Raw genomic sequence first — 21,379 nt, 5'->3', positions numbered from 1 at the left:
AGTGCCGCGGGCGGCGTCAGCGCGACCGGGGCCGCATCAAGGTGCGGCCGTCCCAGGCGATAGATGTCCCAGCGGCAACGGGCCATTGCGCTTGAACGTGGTGAGCACGATATTTGAGCGCACGCTGTCGACGCCCGGCACACGCATCAGCTTCTTCATCACGAACGTCGACAGATAATTCAGATCGGGCGCGACGATGCGCAACAGATAGTCGGCGTCGCCCACCACGGCGTGACATTCCAGCACTTCAGGCAGCACATCGATCTGCTGCTGAAACTGCTCGATGATCGAATCACCGTGGTGCTTCAACTTCAGACTGGTAAACGCGGTGACGCCTAGTCCGAGTCTTTCCGGCCGGAGCACGACACGATAGCCGTCCACCACGCCCACCTGTTCCAGCCGCTGCAAACGCCGTCCAATCTGCGACGGCGACAGCGGGACCTGCTCCGCTAATTGCTGATGCGTCGCACGGCCGAAGCGTTGAAGCACGTCCAGCAGCGCAAGATCGAAGTGATCCAGTTCTAACATGTCGAATATCCGCATCGAATGGCTTGTTGATGCACGATTATTGCATAGTTATCCCATAACTCGCCTTCTTTGCGCCCATTCCGCACTCCCGCCGCTCTACACTTGCATCACCGATACACAACAGCCATCGCTGTAGAGCGCAGCATCATGTCCACCGCCAATACCGCCAAACTGAAAGAGCAATTCGACGCCGGCCTCGAAACCCGCGCCGATTTCACCATCGATCAACCGACCGAGCGCTACGGCGCCGTCGACCACGCGGTATGGCAACAGCTTTACGCGCGCCAGACCGCGCTGCTCAAAGGGCGCGTCTGCGACGAGTTTCTGGCGGGCGTCGACACCATCGGCATGTCGCCCGACCGCGTGCCCTCGTTCGACGAGATCAACGCGAAGCTCGCACCCGCCACGGGCTGGCAGATCGTCGCCGTGCCGGGCCTCGTACCGGACCAGGTGTTCTTCGAGCATCTGGCGAATCGCCGCTTTCCCGTAACGTGGTGGATGCGGCGGCTGGATCAGCTCGACTATCTGCAGGAGCCGGATTGTTTTCACGATCTGTTCGGCCACGTGCCGCTGCTGATCAACCCCGTATTCGCGGACTACATGCACGCCTACGGCCGCGCCGCGCTCGCTGCTCATGACGCCGGTGCGCTGCCGCTGCTCGCGCGTCTCTATTGGTACACAGTGGAGTTCGGGCTGATCCGCGACGCGGCGAGTCCGAACGGCGTGAAGATCTACGGCGCGGGCATCGTGTCGAGCAAGGGCGAAACGCTCTACAGCCAGCGGAGCGCCGCGCCGAACCGGCTCGGCTTCGATCTCGAACGCGTGATGCGCACGCGCTACCGTATCGACACGTTCCAGAAAACCTACTTCGTGATCGACGACTTCGCGCAGTTATTCAAGGTGGCGCAAACCGATTTCGCGCCACTGCTGGCAAAACTTGCCGCCGAACCGGCGTTCGCGGCGGGCGACGTGCTCGAGCACGATCGCATCATCACGCGCGGGTCGCAGGAAGGCTGGCTGGCCGACGGTGATGTCTAAAAACTAAGGCCGACTGCGGGCAGACGTCATCCGTGAAAAAATAGGGATGCGCACGCCCGCCGGCGTGCCTGTCCAGATCCAACGAGGTAGCACCATGATTCAGAAACTGACTTCCGAACAACGCGCTGCGCAACTCGCAGGCTTGCACGGCTGGCAAGCCGTGGCAGACCGCGACGCGATCCAGCGCCAGTTCAAATTCGCCGACTTCAACGAAGCATTCGGCTTCATGACGCGCGTGGCGATCAAGGCGCAGGAAATGGATCACCATCCGGAATGGTTCAACGTCTACAACAAGGTGGAGATCACGCTGTCCACGCATGACGCCGGCGGCCTGACCGAACGCGACATCAAATTGGCGACGTTCATCGACAGTATTACGGCGTAATACAGACGAACTAATGGTCTCAGGCGTGTTTATGCGCCGAACATCGGGTAATTCGGCAGCAATGAAAGGGCATTGCAGGTAATCCCTTGTCCAAACCTTCAGTTCTACAGGCTATTCTTAAGGTGCACGTAAGAATCCCACGCTTGCCTGGCAATCCCGTCTAAACGATCCGGTGATAGCGTGTGCTGACGCTGTACAATCATCAGCGCATACGGCTTGGAGAGCGCGCTTGCCTCCTTGCACAGAACGAGTTCGTCGCCGCTCGAAGGTGAGCGGGCGCGCCAGAAGTTGATTGCGGCTTCCAGTTCGTGAATGCTTATCTCGGACATGACTTCGTGATTGCTTTCAGGAAAACGCCGGGTGGTCGAAAGTTATCCTGGCCCTTCGGGAGACTGGTGCGATGTGACAAGGTTGAGAAGCGCCCGGTCGGCGTTTCGAGGCCGCTCAATGCCTGCTCCGTGGCCGCTTCGTGCCAGTTCGGTACGGCCACGCCGCACGCTGCCTGTGCAGCAGGCGCCCCGGCGAACCGCTTGCCCAAACGCCTAACCCATTGTACTTGAGCGAAACCCATGCGACTCCTTCTGATCGAAGATGACCGCCCCATCGCACGCGGCATCCAAAGCAGTCTCGAACAAGCCGGCTTCACCGTCGACATGGTCCACGACGGCATTTTCGCCGAGCAGGCCCTCACGCAAAATCGCCACGAGCTGGTGATCCTCGATCTGGGTCTGCCCGGCATCGACGGCATGACGCTGCTCTCGCGCTTCCGTCAGAGCAATCGTCACACGCCGGTGATCATCCTCACCGCGCGCGACGAGCTCAACGACCGCGTGCAAGGCCTGAATTCCGGCGCCGACGACTACATGCTGAAGCCGTTCGAGCCCACCGAACTCGAAGCGCGCATCCGCGCGGTGATGCGCCGCAGCGGTCCGCACGGCGATATGCCGCGTCCGGAAGTGTCGCTGGGCGGTGTGCGCCTGTCGGGCGTCGACCGCCGCATTTTCAACGACGACAAGCCACTCGAACTCTCACCGCGTGAATTCGCGGTGCTCGAAATGCTGCTGCTGCGCCATGGCCGCGTGGTCAGCAAGGCGCAACTGCAAGATCATCTGACGCATTTCGGCGGCGATCTCGGCGACACCGCGATCGAAGTCTACGTGCACCGGGTGCGTAAAAAGCTCGAAAGCTGCCGTGTCGAGATCGTCACGGTACGCGGCTTCGGTTATCTGTTGCAGGAAATCCGTCAGGCCGCATAATCGTCATGAAGGCCGCACGCTCTGCTGCGGCCTGACGGCGCCGGGCCGGCGCCGCGCACTGGGTGCGCACTTCGCCGGCATCCGGCGAAATTTCGCGGTGCTTGCGCCGTTGCTCCTTTCCCGTGCGTTCGAACATGCCTCAGCCGGCCGCCAATAGTCTGCGCCGCACGCTGCTGCGGCGCCTCGCTGCTCCCCTTTCGCTGCTCGCGCTCATGAGCGGCCTGATCGCTTACTGGCTGGCGTGGCAGTACACGCAGCACGTGGTCGACCGTTCGCTCGCCGATCTCGCCACCGCCATCTCCAAGCAGATCCAGATTGCCGGCCCGAATGCGCGCATCACGGTGCCGCCGCTCGCGCAGGCCATGTTCTCGGACCCGGTCGAACACCTCGTCTATCGCATCAGCACGGGCGAAACGGAAATTGCCGGCGATCACAATCTTCCGCTGCAAGGCACGAGCGTGCGGCGCATGCATTACGCGTACGTTTTCGAAACGCAGCATCAAGGCGTGACGGTGCGAGTGGCGCAGGTCCGGGTCGATCAGCCGACGGGTAATCCGATCGTCGTCGAAGTCGGTCAGCCGGTGCATCACCGGTTTCGGATCGCCGCCGAGTTCCTGGTTGCGATCATGATGCCGCTGCTGTTGCTGCTGCTGGCGGGATGGGTGATCGTGTGGCGCGTGGTCAATCAGCAGCTCAATCCGCTCACCGACCTGGCCGATTCGCTGAACCGGCAAACTCACACGTCGCTCGAACCGGTCGACGAAACCTATGTGCCGGTCGAAATTCGCCCGCTCACCGGCGCGCTGAACGCGCTGCTCGGCCGCCTGAAAACGGCGCTCGACGGTCAGCGCAAATTCATCGCCGACGCCGCGCATCAACTGCGCACGCCACTCACCGCCGTCAAGCTGCATGCGGAGCAAGCAGCCGTCGCGCGCGATCCACAGCAAACCCTGGCCGCCGTGCGTGAACTGCGTGCCGCGGCAGATCGCGCGGTGCGGCTGTCGAATCAGCTGCTCTCGCTCGCACGCGCCGAGCCGGGCGAACAGGCGGCTCGTTTCGTCAACGTGGACATGGCCGCGCTCGCGTTCGACACGGGCGCCGAATGGGTGCCGCGTGCGTTGACATTCCACGTCGACCTCGGCTTTCAGCGTCTGGACGACCCCAGCAATGGCCATCCGCTGATGGCGCGCGGCAATCCCGTGCTGCTGCACGAGGTGATCGCCAATCTGCTCGATAACGCGCTCAAGTACGTGCCGCCGTCGCGCTTCGATGGCGGCCGCATCACGGTGACGGTGTCGCAAACGGTGATCGACGAATTGCGCATGGCGGAGATCATCGTCGAAGACAACGGGCCGGGCGTGCCACACAACCAGCAGGCCGATCTTTTCAAGCGGTTCTTCCGCGGCGACGGTCAGAGCGACGCCGGCGTAGATGGCGGCGCCGGCCTCGGCCTTGCGATCGTCCACGACATCATGGTGCTGCATCACGGCAGCGTGCATTACGAAGACGCCCCGGAAGGCGGTGCACGTTTCATCGTGCGTATTCCGCTCGTGCCGATCAGCGTGGAGAGCAATATGGAAGCCGTTGAACCGAGGCGCCCGGCAAAAAAATCGGCGCACTCGGCGCCGGTGGATATCTGACTGTCTGGAAGCTTGACGGGCGTTTGAATCGATCGCCCACGTGATCGATTCAAACAGCCTGCGGATCATTTCTTCTTCGCTTTCTTCGCTGACGCTTTACCCTTGCCGGACTTGCCCGCGCCCTTCTCCTTCTCCGGCGGCGCCAGCATCGTGCCGCGGCACTTACGCGCGCCGCAACGGCATTCATATTCCTTCTTGAGCTTCTTGGTCTGACGCGCGTCGATCACGAGGCCGTAATCGTAAAAGACTTCCTCGCCTTCCGCGATATCGCGCAACGCGTGCACGTACACGTGACCGTCGATTTCTTCGGCTTCGCAGTTCGGCGCGCAGGAATGGTTGATCCAGCGCGCGCTATTGCCGTCCACTTTGCCGTCGATCACCTTGCCGCTGTCGAGCGCGAAATAGAACGTGTGATTCGGTTCGGCCGGATTATGCGGATGCCGGCGCAACGCTTCTTTCCAAGAGATCCGCTCGCCTTTGTATTCGATCAGGCGCTCGCCGGCCGCAATCGGTTCGAGGGCAAACACGCCTTTGCCGTGCACACCCGAACGGCGCACGGCGATCCTGCGTGAACTCATTGAATGAATCCTTGTGAAGAACTGGGGGTGAAGTTTGGCAGCCGTCGAAAATGCCCGCGTCTGACGCGCTGCTTTTTTCTGACGCGGATAGCAAACGCGGCGCCTTGCGAGCGCCGCGTCGACCTGCGACGCACGTGCGCCACAACCGGCATCCTACACGGTGAAGACGGCTTCGTTCAACCGTCAAAAAGACGCGCGCTGGCGACGGCTTGCCAACTTCACCGTTGTCCGAACGAAATGTCGCCGAACAATGCCTTTTGCTCGCGCGGTTGCGAACGCCAGTACTGCGGCGGCGCTTCGACCGTCGCGCCGAGCTGCGCCGCGGCGTGCCACGGCCAACGCGGGTTGTACAGCAGCGCGCGGGCCAGCGCGATCAAATCAGCGTCGCCGGCTTCGATCAGTTGCTCGGCATGCAACGGGTCGGTGATGAGGCCCACGCCGATGGTCGTGAGGCCGGTGGCTTCCTTGACCGCTTTGGCGAACGGGATCTGATAACCCGGTTCAAGCGGAATCTTCTGCAACGGCGAGACGCCGCCGGACGACACGTCGATCCAGTCGCAGCCGCGCTTTTTCAGCTCCTGCGCGAACGCGATCGTGTCTTCGAGCGTCCAGCCGCCGTCGACCCAGTCGGTCGCGGAGACACGTACGCCGACCGGTTTGTCGGCGGGAAACGCAGCGCGCACGATATCGAAGATTTCAAGCGGAAAACGCATGCGGTTTTCAAGCGAGCCGCCGTAGTCGTCGTCGCGCTGATTGGCGATCGGCGAGAGAAATTGATGCAGCAGATAGCCGTGCGCAGCATGCACTTCCAGTCCGTCGACACCGAGCCGCGCGGCACGGCGAGCCGACGCCGCGAATGCTTCGCGGATACGGTTCAGCCCAGACGTGTCGAGCGCCAGCGGCGGCTCTTCGCCGGCCTTGTGCGGCAACGCGGACGGCGCGTGCGGCAGCCATCCGCCTTGCGACACCGGAATCAGCTGGCCGCCTTCCCACGGCGCGTGGCTCGACGCCTTGCGCCCGGCGTGCGACAACTGCATCGTAACCTTGATGTGCGAATGCTTGCGGATCGCGGCCAGCACCGGCACGAGCGCGGCTTCGGTCACGTCGTCCCACAAGCCGAGATCGCCGGGTGTGATGCGGCCATCCGGCTCGACCGAGGTCGCCTCGATGCACAGCATGCCGGCACCGGACAACGCCATGCTGCCTAGATGGATCATGTGCCACGCGGTTGCCTCGCCACGGTCGGCGGAGTACTGGCACATCGGGGACACGACGATACGATTGGGAAGCGTCACGCTACGCAGCGTGAGCGGAGAAAAAAGCGCGCTCATGGATTACGCCCAGTAGAAACCCGAGAGCGATCGAGCATAGCACCGCAACTGATTTAGTGCTGGCTTGGCGCTTTTCAGGCCTTTACGGTTTCGCCTCGACCTGATCGAGCCATTCGCCGAACATCCGTCGCGCGGCGGCTTCGAGCGCGGGACCGAACTTCACGGTCTCGGCCCGCAACTGGCGCGCGTCGATACCGTGGCCAACCAGTTCACCGGCGTTGCCGATCAGCCAGGGTTCGAAGCGATCGGTACGGATCTCCGGATGACACTGCAGACCCAGCACATGATTGCCCCAGGCGAACGCCTGGTTTTCGCAAGCCGGCGTCGACGCAAGACGCGTTGCGTTGTCAGGCAGATCGAAGGTATCGCCATGCCAATGCAGCATGGAAGTGTGCGCGCCATCCAGATGACGAACCGGCGAAGCGCGGCCGGCGTCGGTCAGCGTCAGCGGGGACCAGCCGAGTTCGGTTTGGCTTGCGGGATAGACGCGAGCGCCAAGGGCACGCGCGATCAATTGAGCGCCGAGGCAGATGCCGAGAGTCGGCAAACCCGCCGCGATGCGTTTCTCGATCAGGGACAGCAACGGCACGAGCGTCGGATAAAGCGCGTCGTCGGTTGCGCTGATCGGGCCGCCGAGCACCACCATCAGCGATGCGGAAACCGGATTCGGCGCTTCGATGCGGGCAAAGCCGACATCGAGATAGCGGACCGGGCGCCCGCGCTCGCCGAGCACCAGCTCAAGACTGCCCAGATCCTCGAAGTGCACGTGGCGAATGGCCAGAACTTCGCGATTCATCGGCCTGTCCCACCTTCAGGTTGACTAAAGACTTGCCGCCACGCGGCACCGGACGGCTGACGGGCGGCAAACGCCGCCCGCTGAAGCCGGCTTGGCAGTGTAGCGGATTGTCCCGGAAGAAGCCGCCTTATTGGGCGAAGATCTTCCAGGTCTTCTTCTGGGTGGCGACGTCGGCCATCTCATACACCGAGCAGTCGAGGCGCAGATCCGTATCCGACATGTTCAGGTCGAGCAACGCGCAATGATGCGGCGTCTTCTTCGGATTCTTGCTCGGCTCGAAATGCGTGCAGCTCAGACACATGCGATGCGGCGGAATCGTGCCTTGCGCTTCCAGCTGATGAACGGTCTTGAGCAGCGTGCGATAGAACACCGCCTGCTCGTCGTCACGCAGCGTGCCGACCGCCTTGGCCAGAAAGTCCGGCCATTGCGCGGCGCGCTTCGCGGCCGTACGGCCACGAGCCGTCAGGCGGACCGCGAGGGCACGGCCGTCGTCGAGGGCACGGCGCTTTTCGACCAGCCCCTTGGTTTCGAGCGTGCTGACTGCATCGCTGGTCGTCGCGGCGGTGAGCGCCGTTTCACGGGCAATTTCGCCGAGACGCATCGGGCCTTTGCGTTGCATCAGCAAGACCAGAATTTCGCCCTGGGTCGGCGTCAGGCCAGCGCCCTCCGCCCATTCCCAAGCCTGGCTCCGCATTGCCGTGCTCAATCGCAATAGGCTGTGGGTCACCCGCCCGGTCGCCTGTTCTCCGTATACGCCTTCGCTCATAATCTTCAATTGTTTATTTACAGCTTTCGTACGATGCCGGCGAACTATCCGCCGACCGCGCCCGTAGCCTGTGTGGGGTAGCCTCGCCCAACTGCGGCAAGACGGTTTTCTACTATCTCAAAAATTTACTGCCTTGCAAGGCAAGGCCGCGAAAACGACATTCTATGCGAGAGCGGCGAATCGTACAGCTAACTTATCCTAAACAAGCTGTGGATAACCACGGGAAAACTCAGGGATGGCTTGTGCGCCGATTCTTGATAAGCCCCCGAGCAAGTCCACCTGTCACAAAGTTGTCCTCGTATACCGGTGCCAACGCGCTCTCGACCAGTTCAGTTATGGTTTACGCAGCGCATTGACTTTGCAGGGAATTATTCAGTTGTCCACAGGCAGATGCAATGCTTGTTAACTACTACTACGTTTGTATACGTTAACGGTATAAAAACCTAAGGCACGTCGAGCTGGAAAATAATTTATTGAAAAAAACCCGCTCGAAGCGGGTTTCCTTACGATTGCACGCAGCCCATGCCGCCTTCGGTTAAGCCCGCCACTGCAAGCACTGCTGTCTGACGGCTTCGTGCAGAGACTTTTCCCGTTCGACCACACCGCGTAACCAGGTTGCATCATTCACCTGACCGCGAGCGATCGCGCCGATTTCGGCAAGCGCATTGCCCGAACCCAACGCTTCGGCATGCGGAGCAATCAGGTCCAATGTTTCGAGGATGTCTTCTGAAATCGTCTTGCGCTCGCCGGTCTGCGGATTGATGCAGGTACCGGCCAGACCGAAGCGGCACGCTTCGAAACGATTGAAGGTGTAGACGAGGTAATCGTCTTCCTGCGGCGTGATCGGTTTGTCGAGCAGCAGATGCCGGGCGAGCGTCTGGATGTAGCACGCAATCGCCGCGGCGCGATCCACCGACAACGGCGTGTCCATCACCCGAACTTCGATCGTGCCGAAACCCGGCTTCGGCCGGATGTCCCAGTAGAAATCTTTCATGCTGTTGACGACGCCGGTGTGGACCATCTTCGAGAAATATTCCTCGAAGCTGTCCCACGTCAGCACGAACGGCGCGCGGCCCGACAGCGGGAACGCGAACACGGAATTCAGTCGTGCCGAATGAAAACCGGTATCGACACCCTGCACGAACGGCGACGACGCTGACAACGCGATGAAATGCGGAATGAAGCGCGACATCGAATGAAGCAGATAGAGCGCGCTGTTCGGATCCGGGCAGCCAATATGCACGTGCTGGCCGAACACCGTGAATTGCTTGGCGAGATAGCCGTACAACTCGGACAGATACTGAAAACGCGGCGTATCGACGATCTGCCGCTCGCTCCATTGCTGGAATGCGTGCGTGCCGCCGCCGCACAAGCCGACGTTCAAATGATCCGCCGCGGAAACCAGCGTGTCGCGAATCTTGCGCAAGTCGGTGACGGCCTGCTCGTGTGTTGTGCAAATGCCGGTCGACAACTCGATCATGCTTTCGGTGATTTCCGGCGTGATATTGCCGGGAATCTTTTCGTCCTTGATGAGGCGCAGCAGATCCGAGCCGGCTTTGGTCAGATCATAGTCATGCGTATTGACGATCTGCATCTCGAGTTCGACACCAAATGTAAACGGTTTCGAATCGATGAAGGGTTCGAGTGACATGGCGTCCCCTGAGTCAGGTCGGCCGGGTGTGAGTCACATGCCCGGCCGTTTTTGAATCGAATATAAGTTGGAAAAAGCGTGTCAAACATCGAGCTTCGAGCAGCGCAACGCGCTCTTTGGCTCGCGCTTGCTATTCGCGCCGCTCAGCGACCAGCGCGAGGCTGCGATAGACGAGCCACGGCCCGAGGATCTGCAGCACGAAAATGGAACACATCACGATCGCGCGCAGTTGCGGGTCGAAGTTCGGATACAGGTTGTAGGTGTCGTCGACGAGCAGATACGCGAGCGCCGACATCGGCGATAAGGACAAACCGAGCGCCATCCCCTGCTTCCAGTTCAAGCCGCTCGGCTTGGCGAACGCCAGCACACCAACCAGTTTCGCCACAAGGCGCGCAACAATCAGACCCAGAGCCGCGACGCCGCCGAGCGCGATGTCTTTCCATTCGAACGAGGTCAACGTCAGCACGAACAGAATCACGGTCAACAACCAGCCGGCCGTGCCAAAGTGCTCCGGCCACAACTGCGGACGCGCCTCATGATTCTTCACGATGATGCCCGCGGCCAGCAACGCAAGAATGGTCGACAGCTTGAACAGATGCGCGATCGCGATGGCCAGCAGCACGAGGCCGAACAGCGCGACGAACGAGTGCTCGTCCTGCATGTTCAACCGTCGATAAAAGAATGTGCAGGTACGCGCGAGCAGATACGCGAGCACGAGCGAGCCGACCAGCAGATAAAGCGGCTGCAGGATGGTCGCGAATACGTTGCCGTACATCTCCTGATGCAGCCAGCTCGACACGAGCTTTTCGATCACCACGGCATACATGCTGTTCAGCGCGGTCAAGGTCAACAGACGCTGGGTGACCTGGCCTTCCGCGCGCAATTCCGTTTTCAGCTGAATCACCATGGCCGGCGACGTCGCCATGGCGATCGCGGCGAGCACCGTTGCCACCATCAGCGGCACGTTCAGGAACAGCAAGACGGGCAACACGAGCGCGAAAGTCAGCGTGGCTTCGGCGACGCTCGACAAAATCAACCACGGATTGCGACGAATCCAGCGCAAATCGAGCCGGCTGCCGAGTTCGAACAGCAGCAAACCGAGCGCGACATCGAGCAGCGGCCGCGCGGCGCTCGCGGAATCCGCGTCGATCACGCCCGAACCGGCCGCACCGGCGATCAGGCCAATGACCGCATAGCCGGAAATGCGCGGTAAACGCCACGCGCGGTAGCACAGCTCACCGCACAGGCCGGCGGCGAGCAATGCGAGACCAGCCCAAAAAATGGCGTCGGGTGAAAGCGGCCAGGCTGGAAAAAATGAAAACGCCGAATTCATCGTGATGGGTTCTCCTTAGCAGCAACGGCAGGCGACACGAACCGGCGCAAACACCGGCGAGCGGGTGAGCACATGAAGCGCTCACTGTCGAGATCGCTTCGCGTGACCAGCGTTGCGAGTTTTTCAACGATCGGATGATCTGAATGCGCTGCGGCAGCAAGGAACCTGGCGCATTCGGGGTGCGGCCGTAGCAACCGGCACGGTGAAAGAGCGCCGCGACTTTGAATCAGATTCTGATTGAGCGGCACCGTTCCGTTTGCTGCGTGTGCCGCTGTAGAGACAAGGCACGACGCGGAAAAGAACGGCGATTGTGCCATAGCTTTTTCAGCCTTGACCGAAAAGGCGCGAACATGCTGGCAAAACGGTAAAAACGTACGTTATCTCGCCGACATGAGGAAAAACCGACCGCTTTGAGCGTGAATCCGGCCGATCAGAGGGCTAGTTTGAACGCGACAGATGTGCTTTTCGGGACATCGCCGAGGAAGTTTTCTACGGGTTCTGACGCGGTCCGAGCTGCGCCAATAAGCTCTCTTCCAGCCACGGTCTTTCTGTTTACAGGTTTACTGTATGTATACGTAGTAACAGTTAACAAGGTGCCTCGATTTCTGTGGATAACTCCTGTTTACCGAAACGAATCATCGCCTTGCCGACGGCATAACAGGATGCACAGCATGTGCGGGAGCGGCGCGTATACGAGGGTAACTTTTGGCGATTTTCAGGGACGGCAGAGTTACCCCGTTTACGTCCACAACGGTTCCACACCTGTTGCGCCGGTAAACCGCCGGGTTATCCACAACTTTCAGTGGATAACTCATCCCGGCGAGCATGCTGGCCGGGGCCTGAGGTTAACTCAGCGTTCCCTGACGCAATGCGCGCAACAGGAAGCGCGCCGGGTCGATGTCTTCAGCGAGATCCCGTTCGAGCGGCCAAGGTTCGCCTTCGAGTTGCGAGGCGATCAGTTCCGCACCGAGCGCCGCCCATACGAGACCTCGCGAACCGTACGCAAAAGCACCATAGAGGCCGTCGGTGCGAGGCAGATCGAGCGGCCATGCGCCACGCAGACGCTTGGCGTCGAGCGCTGCCTGCGCTTCGTCGGCGAGTTGGCCGATCATCGGCATGCGGTCGCTGGTGACGCAGCGGAACGCGACGCGTCCCGTTAACGCAGTCGATTGCGCCGGATCGGCGACGTTTGCAAAGGCCGGCAGCATCTGCGCGACGCGTTCCAGGTTTTCCAGATGACCGTCTGCGCGCAGCGATGTGTCGGGATCGTCGAGCTCATAGGTGGCGCCGGTGAGCGTGACGCCGTCCGCCAGCGGCACGGCGTAACCCTCGCCGATTACCGGCATCTGAAGCGGCGGCAGCACGGCGCCGGGCGGCAACAAAGTGAGTTGACCGCGAATGCTGCGCGTCGGCGCATGCTGTAAACCGGCGATGCGCGCGGCATCGTGCGCGCTGGCGACGATCACCACCGGCGCGCGCGCGATGGCCTCGCCCGAGGTGTCGAATACAGTCCACTGACCGCCGGACCGCTCGATCCGCGCGACGTCCACGCCGAAGCGGCGCTCGAGCAGTGAACCCGCCGCGGCGCATTGCGCGGCGCACAGCGACGCCGGGTCGATCCAGCCACCGTGTGGAAAGAACCATCCGCCGCGCACGAGCGGCATGCCGGCGAGCCGCTGCGCTTCAGCTGCGGAGACGGGCGTGACGTAGTCGGCCGGATAGCCGAATGCAGCGATTGCTTCGCTGATCGAGCGGGCCTCGTCGTCGTCCGCGGCGATCTGCAACAAGCCTTGAGCGCCACACAGCGGCGCGTGGCCGAGCCGCTCAAGCGCGGCCCAGCGTCGGAGCGCATACAGAAAGCCGGCCCGCGTGACGCGCGAGGCGACGCTGTCGTCGCGCGAAATCATGGGATGGAACACGCCGGCCGGATTGCCCGATGCCTCCTGCGCCACCGAAGCATGCCGCTCCAGCGACGTGACGCGCCAGCCGCGCGCGGCGAGCCGTTCGATCGCCGCGCAGCCGGCCAGCCCCGCGCCGATCACCACCGCATGCCTTTCGTCGACGGCGAGCGGCGCCGGCGGCTCATGACGGCGCACACGCCAGCGTGGCGCGAAACGGCCGACCAGCATTGCCCGTTTCCAGCCGAAGCCGTCCACCTTGCGGTACTCGAAGCCGCATTGCGTCAACGCGCGCTTGATGTCGCCGGCGCTGCTGTAAGTGGCGAAGGTGGCGCCCTCGCCTGCCAGCCGCGCGAGCGCCTTGAAGATCGTCGGAGTCCAAAGCTCGGGATTCCTGGCGGGTGCGAAGCCGTCGAGATAAAACGCATCGGCGCGCAGCCTCAAGGCCGGCAAGCGCTCCTGCGCGTCGCCGAAAACCAGCGTGAGCACCACGCGCCCTTCATCGAATTCAAGCCGATGCGTGCCGGGAACGAGCGTCGGCCAGGCGTTTGCGAGCGCTTGCGCGAGGGCGGCAATCTCGGGATCGGAAATCGTCGCTGCAACCACCTTGCGTAAATCGCCGACGGTAAAGGGATGCTTCTCGGTCGACACGAAATGCAGCCGCTCGCAGCGCGACGGGTCGGCGCGCCACGCGGCCCAGGTCACCAGAAAATTGATGCCCATGCCGAAGCCAGTCTCCAGCACCGTGAAAATGCGGCGGCCCTGCCACCGGTCGGGCAGCGAATTGCCGTGCAGGAATACGTATCGAGCCTGTTCGAGACCACCTACGGCGCTGTGATAGATGTCGTCGTAAAGCGGCGAAAAAGGCGTGCCATTGTCGCGAAAAGCGAGGACGGCGGGGATCAGCGGATCGGTCATGCGCGACGAAAAATGACGCCTGGAAAAATGCCCCCGGGCCTGTCGCTTCGCGCCAGGCGCCGCGAGGGAGAGTGAGAAAATTTGAGGCTGCCGGTGGTTACCCGCGCGTGGGCTCGAACGTTATCGCGCACGCCTGGCTCGCCGGACGGCGAAAAAGACCCGCCGAACGTTGGCAAAAACCAACGGCAAGCCCCGTCCATACTGGGTTTCAGGCCTCGGTTGACGGTCGCCGAACGCAATATTTGCGCTTTCCTTGCGATATCGGCCCCGGAACCGCGTAAATCTTCGAAACCCTTGTCCTGATTGGGTTTGCGCTGCGCTATCATAGCAAGCGCCGCGAAGAGAGCGGCAGCACGGCCGACGGGCAGTCATCTGTCCGGCGCCTTTGGTCCGGAGGGGATCCGGAGCCGGCGCTGCTCGACGGCGCGGCCCGCGCACGTATAATCGGCGCGTTCGCGCTGTTCGTGTCAACCTAAACTCAGAAAGGAACCTTAATGAACAAACAGGAACTGATCGACGCCGTCGCAGGACAGACGGGCGCCAGCAAGGCTCAAACCGGTGAAACGCTGGACACGTTGCTTGAAGTGATCAAGAAGTCTGTGTCGAAGGGTGATGCGGTCCAGTTGATCGGCTTCGGCAGCTTCGGTTCGGGCAAGCGCGCAGCGCGTACGGGTCGTAACCCCAAGACCGGCGAAACTATCAAGATCCCGGCCGCCAAGACCGTCAAGTTCACGGCTGGTAAGGCGTTCAAGGACGCAGTCAACAAGCGCTAAGCAGACTACTGCCAGGCAGTTGACACCCGCCAACGGCGGGTTTTTTTTTGCCCGCGCAATGGCGCATCGAGAAGCCGCGACGGGCGTCGCGGCGTGATTGCGCTAAGCTGCAAAAGCCGTTCAGTTCAGTCGTGACGATGCACGATTTCATTGTGGCCATGACCGTCGTGGTCGTGGTCATGATCGTGACCATGATGATCGTGGTCGTCTTCGTCGAAGTCCCAGGCCGGGAACGGATCGCCGAATTGCGCCCAGGCTTGCGGTCCCTGCGCGTATTCCTCGTCGGTCAGCAGGCACGCGTCGAACTTCGCCTTCCAGACCGTCGCGTCGATGCCAACGCCGATCATCACCAGCTCCTGACGACGATCGCCGATGCTCAGATCATCAGGATCGCCGTACCAGTCCGCGGCGATTTCGGCGGCCAGCTCGTCGTCGCCGTCGGGCCACTCGCTGCGATCCTGAGCGGCCCACCACATGCCCGCCGGACCGTGCCGGCAAGCACCGCCCGCTTGTGAAAGCGAACCGGCGATATCGTTACGCGTAGCCAGCCAGAAGAAGCCCTTGCTGCGCAGCACGCCCTTCCACTCCTGATGCAGCAACGCCCACAGGCGTTCCGGATGAAACGGCCGGCGCGCGCGGTAAATGAAATTGCCGATGCCAAATTCGTCCGCCTCGCCGTGATGAGCATGGCCGTGCTCGTGGTCATGTTCGTGATTGAGCGATGCCAGCCAGCCCGGCGCGCTCGCCGCTTCGTCGAAATCGAAGCGGCCGGTGTTCAGCACCTGGGTGAGCGGCACATCGCCGAAACGGGCGACTACCTGCACTGCGCGCGGATTGATCCGGCCGAGGATTCGCTGCAGGCGCGTGAGTTCGTCCGCGCTCACCAGATCGGCCTTGTTTACCACCAGCACGTCGCAGAATTCGATCTGCTCGATCAGCAGCTCGACCAGTGTGCGGTCGTCTTCCTCGGTCGCCGCGATGCCGCGCTCGGCGAGCGCGTCGGCGGAACCGTAGTCGCGCAGGAAGTTGAACGCATCCACTACCGTCACCATCGTGTCGAGGCGCGCGACGTCGGCGAGCGACGCGCCTTCATCATCGACGAAGGCGAAGGTCTCGGCGATCGGCATCGGCTCGGCCACGCCGGTCGACTCGATCAGGATCGCGTCGAAGCGCTGCTCGTCGGCCAGCCGTTTGATCTCGACCCGCAGATCGTCGCGCAGCGTGCAGCAGATGCAGCCGTTCGACAGCTCGACGAGTTGCTCCTCGACGTGAGAAAGCGCGGCGGCGTCGCGCACGAGAGTCGCATCGATATTGACGGCGGCCAGATCGTTGACGATCACGGCAACGCGCAAACCCGCGCGATTCGCAAGGATGTGATTCAGGAGCGTGGTCTTGCCGGCGCCCAGAAAACCGGAGAGCACGGTGACGGGCAATAGCGGCTGGTTCATCGCAGTACGGAGAAGCTAGAGGATTGGAAGGCGTGCCGGACTCGGCGCCGCATGACTGCGGAGCGCGACGAGGACGAGCCTCGACGGCAACACGAAGCCGCATTGTGCATCAAAACGGGTAGAGGTCGCGTGACAGGCTCGGTCAGCGCGCGGCCGGCATCAGATTCCACTTGCGCAGGATCGCGGCGATCTGCTGCGCGTACTTGTCTCGCAGCGACGGCGTCTCGGAGTGATAGGCGCCGATTGCCTGCCACGTGTTGCCGTACTTGTTCATCTGGCGGCGCAGATGCCATGCCGCTATGTAGACGTTCTTGCACGGCTCCATCAACGTGCCTTGCGAGATGCCATACTGGGCGAGCACGGGCAGATGGATCGAATTGATCTGCATGACGCCGTAGTCGGTCGAGCCATTCGCATTTTTATGCGTCGCGTCGGGACGATTGTGCGACTCCTGCCACGCGATTGCGCGCAGAATCAAGGGGTTGACCTTCTGATACTTCGCGGCTTCGTCAAAGCAATCGGCGCGCGCGCACCCTGCTGCCATCAGCACGGCAAGTCCTACTGCGACGGTGACGAAGTTTCGTTTCATCAGTCAAGACCACTAAGCAAAGCGCAAGAGTAAGGTTCGGTAAGGCATCGTATCGGCCATACTTCAGCCACTGACAGCCGCCGGGCCACGCTGGCCGGGACGATTGTCGGACATCGGGGAAAACCCCGCGTCGGCAACTGGCAGCAGGGACTCGAACGGCTCGTATCATACCGGCAGGCGGACTCCCGTCAAGTTGGCTAACCGACATAAGAGAGCAGAAAACGAAGCGCTTTCACGCCCATCGCCCGGCTATTCTTCAGCTTTCAATTGCTTGACAACAGACGGCGGTCTCTAGAGAAATCGCACGCGACAGTTCGTTTTGTGACAAATCCGACATGAAAAACTGTTACTGTTCATTTTTTTCGGACATCGGGCGGTGGGCAACGAGGACGATGATCGTCCGCGAGGCCGACCGGCAGATCGACAGGGCGGCGGCCTGCTCCCATGTCCACACTGCATGACCGTCGGCGGCTACGGCCGCCGGCATCGATACCCTATTCCATGAGAAGAAATCGTATGGCTTTGCGTCGCGTCGCAACGGCGCTGCTGGTGGCTGGCTTGATCACCGCGCAGACAGCACAGGCACAGGTGACACTGAACTTCGTCAACGCGGATATCGACCAGGTGGCCAAGGCGATTGGCGCGGCAACCGGCAAAACGATTATCGTCGACCCGCGTGTGAAAGGTCAGTTGAATCTCGTGTCGGAAAACGCAGTGCCGGAAGATCAGGCGCTGAAAACCTTGCAGTCCGCATTGCGCATGCAGGGCTTCGCGCTCGTGCAGGATCACGGCGTACTGAAAGTCGTGCCCGAGGCCGACGCGAAACTGCAAGGCGTGCCGACCTACGTCGGCAATGCGCCAGTCGCGCGCGGCGACCAGGTGGTCACGCAGGTATTCGTTCTGAAGAATGAATCGGCCAACAATCTGTTGCCGGTGCTGCGTCCGCTCATCTCGCCGAACAATACCGTGGCGGCCTACCCCGCCAACAACACGATTGTAGTTACCGACTACGCCGACAATGTGCGGCGGATTGCCCAGATCATCCAGGGCGTGGATTCCGCCGCGGGCCAGTCGGTTTCGGTGGTGCAGCTGAAGAACGCCAATGCGATCGACATCGCCACGCAACTCAACAAGATGCTCGACCCGGGTTCGATCGGCAGCACCGACGCGACGCTGAAAGTGTCGGTCACCGCCGACCCGCGCACCAACTCGCTGCTGATCCGCGCGTCGAACGGCGCGCGCCTCGCGGCGGCGAGGACGCTGGCGAAAGAACTCGATACGCCGACCACCATGCCCGGCAACATTCACGTCGTGCCGCTGCGCAACGCGGACGCCACGAAGCTCGCCAAGACCTTGCGCGGCATGTTCGGCAAAGGCGGCGAGACCGGCTCGTCGAGCAACTCGAACGACGCGAATTCGTTCAACCAGAACAACGGCGGCGGCATAGGCGGCAACAATTCGACGGGCTCGTCGGGTACGCCGCCGCTGCCGTCGGGCGGACTCGGCAGCAGCTCGTTGGCATCGCCGATGGGCGGCAGCGGCAGTGGCGGCGGATACGGCGCGGGCGGTTCCAACAACGGCGGCTTCGGCAACGACAAGGAAAAGAGCGACGACAATCAGCAAGGCGGCATGATCCAGGCGGATTCCGCGACCAACTCGCTGATCATCACGGCGGCCGAGCCGGTGTACCGCAATCTGCGCGCGGTGATCGACCAGCTCGACGCACGTCGCGCACAGGTCTATCTCGAGGCGCTGATCGTCGAGTTGAACTCGAACACGAGCGGCAACCTCGGCATTCAGTGGCAAGTGGCGAACAACTCGATTTTCGCCGGCACCAATCTGCAAACCGGCAGCAGCAACAGCATTGTCAATCTGACGGCGGCGGCTGTGGCGGCCGGATCCACCGGCGGCCTCGCCGGCGCGCTCGGAAACGGGACGCTCCAGCAAGGGTTGAATATCGGCTGGATTCACAACATCTTTGGTGTACAGGGACTCGGCGCGCTGCTCCAGGCGCTCTCGCAAACCGCCGATGCGAACGTGCTGTCCACGCCTAATCTCATCACGCTCGACAACGAGGAAGCGAAGATCGTCGTGGGTACGAACGTGCCTATTCAGACGGGTTCGTATTCGAATCTGACGAGCGCGACGGCCACTTCGGCGTTCAATACCTACGACCGCGTCGACGTCGGTCTGACGCTGCACGTGAAGCCGCAAATCACGGACGGCGGCATTCTCAAGCTGCAGCTCTACACCGAAGACTCGGCGATCGTCACCGGCACGAACAACGCGGCGACCAACCCGGCCGGCCCGGAATTCACCAAGCGTTCGATCCAGTCGACGGTGCTCGCCGATAACGGCGAGATCATCGTGCTGGGCGGCTTGATGCAGGACAACTACCAGGTGAGCAACAGCAAGGTGCCGCTGCTCGGCGATATTCCGTGGATCGGCCAGCTGTTCCGCTCGGAACAGAAGACCCGCAACAAGACCAACCTGATGGTGTTCCTGCGACCCGTGATCATCAGCGATCGTGGTACCGCACAGGCCGTGACGTCGAATCGCTACGACTACATTCAAGGCGTGCAGGGCGCGTACAAGCAGGACAACAACCTGATGAAGGACAACGACGACCCGGTGGTTCCGCCGATGCCGATCGGTCCGAGCCAGGGCGGTTCGCCCGCGATGAATCTGTTCGATCTGGACAAGATGCGCCGTCAGCAGCTGGCGCCGCCGCCGGGTAACGGTGGAGCGGTCACGAATGGCGCTGCGGCAACCAACGGCACCGCCGTGCAGAGTAGTCCGGCCACCGTCGGGCCCGCGATACAGAGCAGCCCCGTCACGGCGACGCCTTCCACGGCGTCGCCAGGAGTGCGGCCGTGAGCACGCCGTCCACGCCGCCGTCAGCGTCTGCTACGCCAGCCGCAACGCGAGCCGGTGCCGCGACGCAAGCGACGCAAGCCGCGGCAATATCGCCCTCCGGCGCGACGGAGCACGGTGGCCGCGAGGCGCCTTCAGCCATCGCCGCACGGCTCGTGCCGTACGGCTTCGCCCGCGCCGGCCAGATTCTGGTCGCGCATCAGCATGCGGACAGCCTGGAGGTCTGGATCAGCGAACGCACGAGCGATGCCGCGCTGTCCGAAGTAGCACGCAACTTCGGCGCAGTGTCGATCGTCCGTCTGCCCGCCGATGAGCTCACGCAGGCGATCAACCAGGCCTATGCGCGCCAGGACGGCAGCGCTGCGCAGGTGGTGGGCGAAGTGGAAGGCGAAGTCGATCTCTCGCGCTTGATGCAGGACATTCCCGAGGTGGAGGATCTGCTGGAATCGGAAGACGACGCTCCGATCATCCGCATGATCAACGCGCTGCTGACGCAAGCGGCGCGCGAGCAGGCGTCGGATATTCATATCGAGCCGTTCGAGACTTCTTCTGTGGTGCGCTTTCGCGTCGACGGCACGTTGCGCGACGTCGTGCGGCCGAAGAAAGCGCTGCACGGTGCGCTGATTTCGCGGATCAAGATCATGGCGCAACTCGATATCGCCGAGAAGCGTTTGCCGCAAGACGGCCGCATCACGCTGCGCGTGGGCGGCCGCCCAGTCGATGTTCGCGTCTCGACGCTGCCGACCGGTCACGGCGAACGCGCGGTGCTGCGTCTGCTGGAAAAAGACGCGTCGCGCCTGAACCTCGAAGCGCTCGGCATGGCGCCGGATACGCTCGGCACGTTCGACAAGCTGATCGGCCGGCCGCACGGCATCGTGCTCGTGACCGGGCCGACCGGCTCCGGTAAAACGACCACGCTGTATGCGGCCATGTCGCGGCTCGAAACCGCGACCACGAACATCATGACGGTCGAGGATCCGATCGAATACGACCTGTCGGGCATCGGTCAGACGCAGGTCAACGAACGGATCGGCATGACCTTCGCGCGGGCGCTGCGCTCGATTCTGCGGCAGGATCCGGACGTCATCATGATCGGTGAAATCCGCGACCTGGAGACCGCGCAGATCGCGGTGCAGGCGTCGTTGACAGGCCACCTCGTGCTGGCCACGCTGCACACGAACGACGCGGCATCCGCCGTTACGCGTTTGACCGACATGGGCGTCGAGCCGTATCTGCTGGCGTCGTCGCTGCTCGGCGTGCTGGCGCAGCGGCTGGTGCGGCGCTTGTGCCCGATATGCCGCGAAGAGCGTGTCGAGGAAGACGGCAGCGTGCGCTACCATCCGGTCGGTTGCGACCGGTGCGGCCATTCCGGTTATGCGGGACGCCGCGGCGTCTACGAATTGCTGCTGATCGACGACGACATCCGCACGCTGGTTCACCGCAACGCAGCCGATGCCGAAATTCTCGCGGCCGGCCGTGCGCAAGGCATGCGCACGCTGCGTGAGGATGCGGACCGCTGGCTCGCCTCCGGGCTGACATCGCTCGAAGAAGTGATCCGCGTCACGGGCGGAGCCTAA

At 62.3% G+C, this 21,379-nt stretch carries 18 protein-coding genes; 7 read left to right on the top strand and 11 right to left on the bottom strand.

Annotated elements, in window-relative coordinates; translation table 11 throughout:
• Positions 1-36: 36 nt before the first annotated feature.
• Positions 37-528, bottom strand: a complete 492-nt coding sequence (locus ACFSNN_RS26195) for an Lrp/AsnC family transcriptional regulator (RefSeq protein WP_106284948.1) — start codon at positions 526-528, stop codon at positions 37-39.
• 147 nt (positions 529-675) lie between these two features.
• On the opposite strand from ACFSNN_RS26195, the gene phhA reads away from it, so the two are divergent.
• Positions 676-1,566: a phenylalanine 4-monooxygenase gene (gene phhA, locus ACFSNN_RS26190; protein WP_244322802.1), complete on the top strand. Its 891-nt coding sequence runs from the start codon at positions 676-678 to the stop codon at positions 1,564-1,566.
• A gap of 46 nt (positions 1,567-1,612) precedes the next feature.
• Positions 1,613-1,951 (top strand): 4a-hydroxytetrahydrobiopterin dehydratase, encoded by a 339-nt coding sequence (locus tag ACFSNN_RS26185; protein ID WP_134457489.1) that lies wholly within the window; start codon positions 1,613-1,615, stop codon positions 1,949-1,951.
• A 104-nt stretch (positions 1,952-2,055) separates the two neighbouring features.
• Here ACFSNN_RS26185 and ACFSNN_RS26180 read toward each other — a convergent pair whose 3' ends face one another.
• The gene (locus ACFSNN_RS26180; RefSeq protein ID WP_012434827.1) at positions 2,056-2,280 is read right to left on the bottom strand and encodes a DUF3717 domain-containing protein; all 225 of its coding nucleotides are present in this window, start codon (positions 2,278-2,280) and stop codon (positions 2,056-2,058) included.
• A 240-nt stretch (positions 2,281-2,520) separates the two neighbouring features.
• Here ACFSNN_RS26180 and ACFSNN_RS26175 point away from each other — a divergent pair, with 240 nt between their 5' ends.
• Together ACFSNN_RS26175 and ACFSNN_RS26170 are read left to right on the top strand one after the other, a co-directional pair.
• On the top strand, positions 2,521-3,207 hold the full coding sequence (locus ACFSNN_RS26175; protein ID WP_007180058.1) for a response regulator: 687 nt from the start codon (positions 2,521-2,523) through the stop codon (positions 3,205-3,207).
• A 134-nt stretch (positions 3,208-3,341) separates the two neighbouring features.
• Positions 3,342-4,847 carry a sensor histidine kinase gene (locus ACFSNN_RS26170; protein WP_134457488.1) on the top strand — a complete coding sequence of 502 codons (1,506 nt, stop codon included), beginning with the start codon at positions 3,342-3,344 and terminating at the stop codon, positions 4,845-4,847.
• 65 nt (positions 4,848-4,912) lie between these two features.
• Here the strand turns inward: ACFSNN_RS26170 and ACFSNN_RS26165 are convergent, their stop codons facing one another.
• The 7 genes from ACFSNN_RS26165 to mnmC form a co-directional block, all read right to left on the bottom strand.
• A complete protein-coding gene (locus ACFSNN_RS26165) occupies positions 4,913-5,425 on the bottom strand; it encodes an SET domain-containing protein (protein WP_134457487.1) in 513 nt (170 codons plus the stop codon).
• A gap of 218 nt (positions 5,426-5,643) precedes the next feature.
• Entirely contained in the window at positions 5,644-6,756 is a 1,113-nt protein-coding gene (locus ACFSNN_RS26160) for an NADH:flavin oxidoreductase/NADH oxidase (RefSeq protein WP_134457486.1), read from the bottom strand.
• 82 nt (positions 6,757-6,838) lie between these two features.
• Positions 6,839-7,552 carry a glutamine amidotransferase gene (locus ACFSNN_RS26155; RefSeq protein WP_134457485.1) on the bottom strand — a complete coding sequence of 238 codons (714 nt, stop codon included), beginning with the start codon at positions 7,550-7,552 and terminating at the stop codon, positions 6,839-6,841.
• Positions 7,553-7,679: 127 nt separating this feature from the next.
• Positions 7,680-8,318, bottom strand: a complete 639-nt coding sequence (locus ACFSNN_RS26150) for a MarR family winged helix-turn-helix transcriptional regulator (protein ID WP_012434832.1) — start codon at positions 8,316-8,318, stop codon at positions 7,680-7,682.
• A gap of 535 nt (positions 8,319-8,853) precedes the next feature.
• Positions 8,854-9,969 carry a YbdK family carboxylate-amine ligase gene (locus ACFSNN_RS26145; RefSeq protein WP_106303085.1) on the bottom strand — a complete coding sequence of 372 codons (1,116 nt, stop codon included), beginning with the start codon at positions 9,967-9,969 and terminating at the stop codon, positions 8,854-8,856.
• A 130-nt stretch (positions 9,970-10,099) separates the two neighbouring features.
• Complete coding sequence (locus ACFSNN_RS26140; RefSeq protein ID WP_012434834.1) at positions 10,100-11,302, bottom strand: cation:proton antiporter; 1,203 nt, start codon at positions 11,300-11,302, stop codon at positions 10,100-10,102.
• 845 nt (positions 11,303-12,147) lie between these two features.
• Positions 12,148-14,118 carry a bifunctional tRNA (5-methylaminomethyl-2-thiouridine)(34)-methyltransferase MnmC2/FAD-dependent 5-carboxymethylaminomethyl-2-thiouridine(34) oxidoreductase MnmC1 gene (gene mnmC, locus ACFSNN_RS26135; RefSeq protein ID WP_134457483.1) on the bottom strand — a complete coding sequence of 657 codons (1,971 nt, stop codon included), beginning with the start codon at positions 14,116-14,118 and terminating at the stop codon, positions 12,148-12,150.
• 494 nt (positions 14,119-14,612) lie between these two features.
• Between mnmC and ACFSNN_RS26130 the strand changes: the two genes are divergently transcribed.
• Positions 14,613-14,891 (top strand): HU family DNA-binding protein, encoded by a 279-nt coding sequence (locus ACFSNN_RS26130; protein ID WP_006050811.1) that lies wholly within the window; start codon positions 14,613-14,615, stop codon positions 14,889-14,891.
• 125 nt (positions 14,892-15,016) lie between these two features.
• Here the strand turns inward: ACFSNN_RS26130 and ACFSNN_RS26125 are convergent, their stop codons facing one another.
• Both ACFSNN_RS26125 and ACFSNN_RS26120 read right to left on the bottom strand, forming a co-directional pair.
• Positions 15,017-16,339, bottom strand: a complete 1,323-nt coding sequence (locus tag ACFSNN_RS26125) for a GTP-binding protein (RefSeq protein WP_134457482.1) — start codon at positions 16,337-16,339, stop codon at positions 15,017-15,019.
• A gap of 142 nt (positions 16,340-16,481) precedes the next feature.
• Positions 16,482-16,928, bottom strand: coding sequence for a lytic transglycosylase domain-containing protein (locus ACFSNN_RS26120; protein WP_134457481.1), 447 nt, complete (start codon positions 16,926-16,928; stop codon positions 16,482-16,484).
• Positions 16,929-17,444: 516 nt separating this feature from the next.
• Between ACFSNN_RS26120 and gspD the strand changes: the two genes are divergently transcribed.
• Together gspD and gspE are read left to right on the top strand one after the other, a co-directional pair.
• Positions 17,445-19,805 (top strand): type II secretion system secretin GspD, encoded by a 2,361-nt coding sequence (gene gspD, locus ACFSNN_RS26115; protein ID WP_134457480.1) that lies wholly within the window; start codon positions 17,445-17,447, stop codon positions 19,803-19,805.
• Positions 19,802-21,379, top strand: a complete 1,578-nt coding sequence (gspE, locus tag ACFSNN_RS26110; protein ID WP_134457479.1) for a type II secretion system ATPase GspE — start codon at positions 19,802-19,804, stop codon at positions 21,377-21,379. Before gspD ends, gspE begins: the two co-directional genes overlap by 4 nt.

The organism is Paraburkholderia dipogonis (assembly GCF_042680985.1).
In the GTDB taxonomy this organism is placed as follows: domain Bacteria; phylum Pseudomonadota; class Gammaproteobacteria; order Burkholderiales; family Burkholderiaceae; genus Paraburkholderia; species Paraburkholderia phytofirmans.
This window is presented reverse-complemented; position numbering and strand designations above follow the sequence as displayed.

Coding starts and splice junctions, on each gene's coding strand:
- ACFSNN_RS26195 (WP_106284948.1), bottom strand. CDS start 528: ATGTTAGAACTGGATCACTTCGATCTTGCGCTGCTGGACGTGCTTCAA.
- phhA (WP_244322802.1), top strand. CDS start 676: ATGTCCACCGCCAATACCGCCAAACTGAAAGAGCAATTCGACGCCGGC.
- ACFSNN_RS26185 (WP_134457489.1), top strand. CDS start 1,613: ATGCGCACGCCCGCCGGCGTGCCTGTCCAGATCCAACGAGGTAGCACC.
- ACFSNN_RS26180 (WP_012434827.1), bottom strand. CDS start 2,280: ATGTCCGAGATAAGCATTCACGAACTGGAAGCCGCAATCAACTTCTGG.
- ACFSNN_RS26175 (WP_007180058.1), top strand. CDS start 2,521: ATGCGACTCCTTCTGATCGAAGATGACCGCCCCATCGCACGCGGCATC.
- ACFSNN_RS26170 (WP_134457488.1), top strand. CDS start 3,342: ATGCCTCAGCCGGCCGCCAATAGTCTGCGCCGCACGCTGCTGCGGCGC.
- ACFSNN_RS26165 (WP_134457487.1), bottom strand. CDS start 5,425: ATGAGTTCACGCAGGATCGCCGTGCGCCGTTCGGGTGTGCACGGCAAA.
- ACFSNN_RS26160 (WP_134457486.1), bottom strand. CDS start 6,756: ATGAGCGCGCTTTTTTCTCCGCTCACGCTGCGTAGCGTGACGCTTCCC.
- ACFSNN_RS26155 (WP_134457485.1), bottom strand. CDS start 7,552: ATGAATCGCGAAGTTCTGGCCATTCGCCACGTGCACTTCGAGGATCTG.
- ACFSNN_RS26150 (WP_012434832.1), bottom strand. CDS start 8,318: ATGAGCGAAGGCGTATACGGAGAACAGGCGACCGGGCGGGTGACCCAC.
- ACFSNN_RS26145 (WP_106303085.1), bottom strand. CDS start 9,969: ATGTCACTCGAACCCTTCATCGATTCGAAACCGTTTACATTTGGTGTC.
- ACFSNN_RS26140 (WP_012434834.1), bottom strand. CDS start 11,302: ATGAATTCGGCGTTTTCATTTTTTCCAGCCTGGCCGCTTTCACCCGAC.
- mnmC (WP_134457483.1), bottom strand. CDS start 14,118: ATGACCGATCCGCTGATCCCCGCCGTCCTCGCTTTTCGCGACAATGGC.
- ACFSNN_RS26130 (WP_006050811.1), top strand. CDS start 14,613: ATGAACAAACAGGAACTGATCGACGCCGTCGCAGGACAGACGGGCGCC.
- ACFSNN_RS26125 (WP_134457482.1), bottom strand. CDS start 16,339: ATGAACCAGCCGCTATTGCCCGTCACCGTGCTCTCCGGTTTTCTGGGC.
- ACFSNN_RS26120 (WP_134457481.1), bottom strand. CDS start 16,928: ATGAAACGAAACTTCGTCACCGTCGCAGTAGGACTTGCCGTGCTGATG.
- gspD (WP_134457480.1), top strand. CDS start 17,445: ATGGCTTTGCGTCGCGTCGCAACGGCGCTGCTGGTGGCTGGCTTGATC.